Annotated in this window: 6 protein-coding genes; 4 read left to right on the top strand and 2 right to left on the bottom strand. The window is 42.1% G+C overall.

Annotated elements, in window-relative coordinates:
- Positions 1–327: DUF4351 domain-containing protein (locus IM322_RS04615; RefSeq protein ID WP_287673088.1), on the top strand; the 327-nt coding region annotated here is incomplete at its 5' end.
- Between the two features lie 28 nt (positions 328–355).
- On the opposite strand, the gene priA is transcribed toward IM322_RS04615, so the two are convergent.
- Positions 356–2,845, bottom strand: coding sequence for a primosomal protein N' (priA, locus tag IM322_RS04610; RefSeq protein WP_287673087.1), 2,490 nt, complete (start codon positions 2,843–2,845; stop codon positions 356–358).
- A 612-nt stretch (positions 2,846–3,457) separates the two neighbouring features.
- On the opposite strand from priA, the gene IM322_RS04605 reads away from it, so the two are divergent.
- The 3 genes from IM322_RS04605 (at position 3,458) to IM322_RS04595 (ending at position 6,206) form a co-directional block, all read left to right on the top strand.
- On the top strand, positions 3,458–4,591 hold the full coding sequence (locus IM322_RS04605) for an RNA polymerase sigma factor, RpoD/SigA family (RefSeq protein ID WP_287673085.1): 1,134 nt from the start codon (positions 3,458–3,460) through the stop codon (positions 4,589–4,591).
- A 115-nt stretch (positions 4,592–4,706) separates the two neighbouring features.
- Complete coding sequence (locus tag IM322_RS04600) at positions 4,707–4,937, top strand: ribbon-helix-helix domain-containing protein (RefSeq protein ID WP_287673083.1); 231 nt, start codon at positions 4,707–4,709, stop codon at positions 4,935–4,937.
- A 108-nt stretch (positions 4,938–5,045) separates the two neighbouring features.
- The gene (locus IM322_RS04595; protein WP_287673081.1) at positions 5,046–6,206 is read left to right on the top strand and encodes an aminotransferase class V-fold PLP-dependent enzyme; all 1,161 of its coding nucleotides are present in this window, start codon (positions 5,046–5,048) and stop codon (positions 6,204–6,206) included.
- 256 nt (positions 6,207–6,462) lie between these two features.
- Here IM322_RS04595 and IM322_RS04590 read toward each other — a convergent pair whose 3' ends face one another.
- Positions 6,463–7,239, bottom strand: coding sequence for an RNA polymerase sigma factor SigF (locus tag IM322_RS04590; RefSeq protein ID WP_287673079.1), 777 nt, complete (start codon positions 7,237–7,239; stop codon positions 6,463–6,465).
- Positions 7,240–7,650 lie beyond the last annotated feature (411 nt).

The following is a 7,650-nucleotide window of genomic DNA, read 5'->3' as shown; positions in this document are numbered from 1 at the left end:
TTAAACTTATTGTATAATCTGAGTAGAAATCTAGAAGCGTTATCGAAAAAAACACAGGAGGATAGGCAGTTTATTATGCGTTTAGCTCCACTTTACCAACAGGATAGAGAACAAGCGGTTCAAGAGGGGGTACAGCAAGGTCTTGAACAGGGTAGAATTCAAGAAGCCAATCTTGTTATTAGACTTCTTCAACGACGTTTCGGTGAAATACCCCAGAATCTAGAAGAAACCATCCGCAGCCTTCCTGTGGAGCGATTAGAAGACTTAGGACTCGCTTTATTAGACTTTGACACCTTGACAGATTTAGATAACTGGTTGCATTCGTGAGCAATAGCGATCGCTTTACCTTTTAATCCTATTCTATAGTTAACGGATCCACATCGATCGCCATACTTACCTTGGGTAAAACTAAGCTTTTCAGAGGACGAAAAAGACCACCGATATCAGCCTTATCTCCCGATGATTTTAACAGAATTTGCCAGCGATAACGGTTAGCCACGCGCATAATTGTTGCGGGTGCAGGTCCCAATATATTCCAATCGGAACCGAAATTATTAACACATTCCTCCGCGACATTTTCGGCACTTTTCTGCACTGCTTCCCCATCTAAACCACTAAAGCGAATTAAGACTAAACTACCGTAGGGAGGATAATTTAAACCCTCTCTCTGCATTAATTCCGTCTCGACAAAACCCTCATAATCGTGGGTTTGCACTGCTCTAATCACGGGATGTTCGGGGGTATAGGTTTGGATAATGACCTTTCCTTCTCTTTCTCCCCTTCCTGCTCTCCCTGCTACTTGAGTGAGGGTTTGAAAAGCGCGTTCGGAGGCGCGATAATCGGAGTGATAAAGTAGGCCATCGGCTGCCATTACTCCCACTAGGGTAACTCGATCGATATCTAATCCTTTGGTGAGCATTTGGGTTCCCACTAAGACATCGAATTCACCATCAGTAAATTGTTTTAATAGTTCCCGGGGAGCATTTTTATTGCGGGTGGTATCACTATCAAAACGCAAGCAACGCAAATCAGGAAATTCTTTGCTTAATTCTTGGGTGACTCGCTGAGTGCCAGTACCGAAAAATTTCAGATAGGGAGAACCGCATTCAGGACATTGTTTCGGATGAATGCGACCATAGTTGCAGTAGTGACAGCGGAGTAATTCTTGCGCTCCCGGTTCGGTGTGGTGGTAGGAGAGGGAGACATCACAGTGGGGACACTCCAGCACATAACCGCAACTTCGGCAAGATACAAATGTACTATGTCCGCGGCGACTGACGAATAAAATTGCCTGTTCTCCCTTGTCGCGCAGGGTTTCCAGAGATGAACGCAGGGATTGACTAAACAGGGAACGATTGCCTCGTTGCAATTCCCGTCGCATATCGACGATTTCCACCTGCGGTAAGGGGCGATTTTGGATGCGATCGGGCAAAGATAGGTAAAGACTGGGATTAACTTGGGATTCTAGCCATGTTTCTAGGGATGGTGTGGCCGAGCCTAAAATTACGGGACAATGGTTTAATTGAGCGCGCCATTTAGCCACGGTACGCGCGTGATAGGTGGGGAGTAATTGGGTTTGTTTAAAGCTGCTATCGTGTTCTTCATCGAGGATAATCATGCCTAGATGGGGTAAAGGGGCAAAAATCGCCGATCTCGTCCCGATAATAACTTGCGGGGTTCCTGTCAACATCTGTCGCCAGGTATCGTATCTTTCTCCTTCCGAGAGGGCGCTATGATAAACATAGACTCGATCGCCAAAACGGGCCACAAAGCGATCGGTTAGTTGCGGTGTTAATCCAATTTCGGGGACTAAAACCAAGGCAGATTTACCCGCTGCTAGGACAGGTGCGATCGCCTGTAGATAGACTTCTGTTTTACCCGATCCCGTCACTCCGTGTAAGAGGACGCTTTCACCACCTTTGAGGGTTTGAATGGCTTCTAAAGCTTGTTTTTGACTAGAAGTGAGTGTTTTTGGTTGATCCCTGCTCATAATCGCCGAGGATAAGCGCAGAAATTCCCGGTCCTCAATCACCACATAACCCTTGTCAATTAGTGGTTTAAAATGTTTTGTCCCCGCAAGTTGTACCAATTCCGGCAGCCACATTTCTCCTCCCTGATGACGGAGAATTTCGACAATTTTGCGCTGATTTTCGGTTAAATCAGCAGGAAAGTCGGTTATTAGCAGGGTAATGGCTTTTTTAAGCTTAATATTGGTACTTTTGGGTGCTTCTAGATAACTTTCCACCCAACCGCGCTTAACTAAGTCTCGAATACCGTAATTAGCATTTTTTAGTTTTTCTTGCAGGTATTTCGCCGAATAATCGCCTTCTTTTTGATTTTTGAGCAGGGATAAAATCTGACGGGAGAGGGGAGTACAAAAAACTTCCGCACCGGGGGGAATAGCTTCTGGTTTTAATCTGATGCGACGTTGGGAACTTCGCAGTAAACCCTTGGGTAAAGCGACGCGAACAACGGTGATTAAATCGGTAGCGTAGTACTGGGCGATTTTCGTCAATAACTGCCAATAATTATCAGGAAAAAAACCCTTAGTAATCACATCTTCCACGGGACGAATTTGATTTTCTTCTAGTCCTGGGGGCAAATTTTCGATAAATCTGAGGGCAATTCCCCCAATTACCTGAGAACCAAAGGGAACGCTTAAAATATCGCCGATTTCTACCGTTAAATACGGGGGGATACTATAGGTTAATATTTGCTCATCCTCTTGACTATCTCTAGGATAAGGACGATCGACCAAAACCTCTAACCACAGTTGCGGGGTGGTGGTTAATTGGTAGGGTGTGCGAGGTTCCGCTACAGTTAGGGTAGCATGGCGATCGAGCATGGTTATCAGTGATCAGTGAGGGGTTGGGGGTTGGGGGTTAGGGGTTAGGGGTTAGGGGTTAGGGGTTGGGGGTTGGGGGTTAGGGGTTAGGGGTATTTAAATTATAGTTTAAAGCTTGAGGGGAATAAAACCAGTTAATTTTCTCTAAAAACAGTTTAAATATTGCTTTTTTGCCCACAAATTTGCATTTTTAGCTCTTGCAGTCTCCCCAAATGATAATTATTGGCTATTAGCTATTTAATGAAAGCATAGTTAGGGGAAAGTTGAGAATAGTTCTCAATAGGAAAAGCGAAGAATAGTAATAAAAAGCTGACTGCTATCTTGATTGTTAAGAAGCGTGATCTTTACCTAGTCAAATACCGAAAACCTTAGTTAGAGTGTATGAGTAGAAACACAAAAAGTTCCTCCCATTCACCAGAAAATCTTATTGTCTGGTTCGGCGATTTGTAACCATCGACACAGAATCGCACAATTATATCCCAGAAATGGCCGCCATTAATTAAGAAAACGTTTAAAAAATCTGCTCCCCGAAAATTCAATGTAACAATCATCCCATTGGGAGAAACTGAGTTTTTCCCCGCTATTATAATCCCACTCCATCCATAACTGCTTATGAAAATCTCTAAACTAGCCTCTGATGATAATTTTAATCAAATCATTGCCCTGGAGACAAGTCCTTTAGAACTAGACAGTGTGGATTTTAATGAAAGAACTGACGAAGATCTGACTGAACCTTTACCGGAAACCCTAAAAACCACTCGTGGGGGTAGTGGAACAGGATACGCTCAAGGTAACAATGAAGATACTGTTGGGGCATTTTTTAAAGAAATGGCCCGTTATCCCCTGCTTAATGCGGAAGAAGAAATTGAATTAGCCCACTCGGTTAAGTTTCTCATGGAAGCGGAAGAAGTGCGCCAAAAACTGCAAGAAAATTTACATCGTCCCCCGACGAAAACGGAATGGGCAAGTGCTTTACAATTAGATAATGAACGTCAACTGGAAAACCGTCTTTATCGGGGAAGATCAGCTAAACGGAAAATGATTCGTTCTAATTTGCGCTTGGTGGTTTCTATCGCTAAACGCTATTTAAATCGCGGGGTTCCTTTCTTAGATTTAATTCAAGAAGGTGCGATCGGACTCAACCGTGCGGCCGAAAAATTCGATCCCAATAAAGGTTATAAATTCTCTACCTATGCTTATTGGTGGATTCGACAAGCAATCACCCGCACAATTGCTAACGATGCGCGCACGATTCGTTTACCGATTCACATTGTCGAAAAACTCAATAAACTCAAAAAAGCGCAGCGCATTCTCAAGCAAGATTTACAGCGCAATCCCAATGAACGGGAACTCGCAGAAGCGTTAGAAATGACTCCTGAACAATTGCGGCAATTATTACAATTGCGTCGTCAATCTCTCTCTTTAAATCATCGTGTAGGGAAAGGAGAAGATACGGAATTAGTGGATCTGTTGGAAGATGATGATCTACAACTTCCCGAAGATAAAATGAATGAGATGATGATGCGTCAGGAAATTTTCGCAGTTTTAAGTGATGTTCTCACGGAACGGGAAAAAGATGTTATCTCTCTACGTTATGGTTTAGCTACCAGTCAACCCTATACCCTAGAGGAAGTGGGGGGAATGTTCAATTTATCTCGCGAACGAGTACGTCAAATTCAAACTAAAGCAATGCGAAAATTACGTCGTCCTCAAGTTGCGCGTCGTCTGAAAGGATGGTTACATTAATAATTTTTTCTAACTCGTTCTCTCCTCTCTCCTTTTTCTGGGAGAGCTTTTTTTGTCGATATTTAGCTGAAAATTAAGATAAAGTTGATTTTCTCAGTAGATGATCATAATACCTATGAACGTACATCTTACCCGACAACAAGAGCATCTAATTCAACGGAAAGTGAAAACGGGAAAATATCAATCTCCCGAAGATGAATACGAACAAATAACTGATGCAGAATGGAGAGAAGATATTCGGCAAAAAATAGATAAAGCTATCTTTGCATCAGAAAATCATCCTCTCATAGATGGAGAAACTTTTGTCACTGAAATTATCCATCGTTTTCAACCCATGGGAGATTAATCTAAAATGGGTGGTTGTCATAAATATACTAGCTAGTCAGAAGCTGAATACAATAGGCAATTTTTCAGCTATTTTTTCTAGTTCTGAATAATTTGAAATTAATTCAATATGTCTAAAAATTCTTGGTTAATTCCCGATAATATTTATTTTCTCAACCATGGTTCCTATGGTGCAACCCCTAGAATAGTCTTGGATTATCAGCAACAATTGCGGGAACGAATGGAAAGGCAACCTTTAGCATTTTTGGGGAGAGAATTAGAGGGTTTATTAGATATTGCTAGGCAAAAATTAGCGGATTTAGTCAGCGTAAATAGCGATGATTTAGTCTTTGTTCCCAATGCAACCACAGCAGTGAATGCGGTATTAAATTCCTTAACTTTTCAGGAAAATGAGGAAATTCTGATCACCGATCAGACCTATAATGCTTGTACTAATGCAGTTAAACATATAGCTAAAAGATGGGGTTTAAAGGTAATTATCGCTAAAATTCCCTTTCCTGTGCAGTCCCCTTTAGAAATTAGTCAAGCAATTTTAGCATCAGTTTCTCCCCGGACAAAATTAGTAGTTTTAGATCATGTCACCAGTCCCACGGCCTTAATTTGGCCAATCGCAGAAATTGTGCAAGAATTAAATAATCGGGGCATTGATACTCTCATCGATGGCGCTCATGCTTTAGGTTTTTTACCCCTTAATATCGGGGCAATTAATCCCACCTATTATACTGCTAATTGTCATAAGTGGTTATGTAGTCCCAAGGGGGCTGCTTTTCTCTATGTGCGCGGGGATAAACAGGCAATAATTCGACCTTTAACTATTAGCCATGGAGCGAATTCTCCTCGACAAGATCGCTCCCGTTTTCAGTTAGAATTTGCTTGGATGGGAACCGATGATCCCAGTGCTTATTTATCAGTGCCAAAAGCGATCGAGTTTTTAAATTCTCTCTCTATTGATGGTTTACTGGGTCTGATGGTGAGGAATCGTAATTTGGTTTTAAAAGCCAGAAATTTGCTTTGTTGTGCCTTAGAGGTCAATTATCCCTGTCCAGAATCAATGATCGGATCGATGTCTTCAATTCTAATTCCTAGTTATGCTTGGGCAGCAGAAGATTTATCTAGACAACTGTGGGAAAAATATCAGATTGAAGTGCCGATAATTCCTTGGGGAGAAGCATCATTAATTGTGAGGATTTCTGCTCACTACTATAATTCGATCGAGCAGTATGAATATTTAGCTGGGGTTTTAAATTACTTGCTATTTGGGCAAAGATAAGCTGGGAGTATTTCAGAGCCGCACGGACAGTTCTGGCTAGAGTCGAGGTATGGTATTATCGGCGTTGCGGGGAGCGGGGAGAAACAATCCATAACCGAGTTTTTAAAGTTGGATTGGGAGTTAATGATGCTATTAAAAACGGATTTGGCATGAAAACCCAAATCCGATCCCTGATAGCTGTCTCGGAGTCTCCTGTCTGGGAGTCTCAACCAGGAAATTAATTTTGCACGACTACTGATGAGAACCGATAATTTTGCTAAAATGCTTCCTGGACCATAGTTTCCTTGAGCATTTCTAAACCCTTTTTCACCCGACGGGAGACGGTAACAACACTAATGCCTAATTGTTCGGCGGTTTCCCGTTGAGTAAGATCTTTAAGGAAGACAAATTCGAGAATATGACGGGTTTTCTCTTCTAATTGAGCGAGAGCTTGTTGTACACGAATGCGATCCTCTTGACAAAGTTGAAAGCTGCGATAACGGGGATCGGGAACGAGGTCTTTTAAACAAGTATGATTATCTTCATCGTTATTAACCGTCACATCGAGACTGAGGGGTTCACGGTTTTGGAAAGCCAGTTTTACCTCTTGCCATTCTTCGATCGAAATATTTAAAGCGAGGGAGATTTCCGTATCATTGGGTTGACGATTGTAGAGGGACTGGAAATCCCGACGCACATTTGTCGCTTGTCTGCCTAAATCTAACCAACGACGAGGAATACGAACTGTATAACCTTTATCGCGCAGATGGTGTTGAATTTCGCCGCGAATATAGGGAATAGCGAAGGAGCTAAAAGCATGACCTTTGCTGCTGTCAAAACGCTCGATCGCCCGAATTAGTCCCATACAGCCAACCTGCACTAAATCTTCGTAATTTTCATGACATTGATTAACCCAATGATGAGCTTCCCTTCTGACTAATCCTAGGTTTAACTCCATAATTTGATCCCGTAACTTATTATCTCCCGTTTTTTGGTATTTTTGAAACAGGGTAAGAGTTTCCAGTTTAAGATTTTCTTTATTTAGGACAGACATAGGGCGCTAACAGACTTAAAAAATATTGACTATAAAAGATCACTATTGCAATTAGCTTTGACCAATCCCAATGCAGTGTAGATGAGAAGCGGCAAGCAATGTCAACAGTGTAACTTACTACGATCATGATGATACGACCTTTATATAAAGACTTGTGTGATTTGACGCGGTTAAGGAAGTATTTAAAGACACAGATAAGCTAAAACCCAGGTAATTAGGGTTTGCTGAAAAAGTTTTTCGGTGGGGGTTGGGGGTTGGGGGTTTGGGGGTTGGGGTGTGGGGTGTAGGGTTTTACCGATTTTCAGGTGGTCAACTACCTAATTTTCAGGGAAAAAGTACCTGAATTTTCCCCCTGATCACTCCCAGTCCGGTACTTTTTGATTGACAAAAAGTCTAAAAGTCTTACCCAAC

This window comes from Microcystis sp. M109S1 (genome assembly GCF_020247025.1).
In the GTDB taxonomy this organism is placed as follows: domain Bacteria; phylum Cyanobacteriota; class Cyanobacteriia; order Cyanobacteriales; family Microcystaceae; genus Microcystis.
Note: the sequence above shows the minus strand (reverse complement) of the source record. Positions and strands in the feature narration are given on the sequence as shown.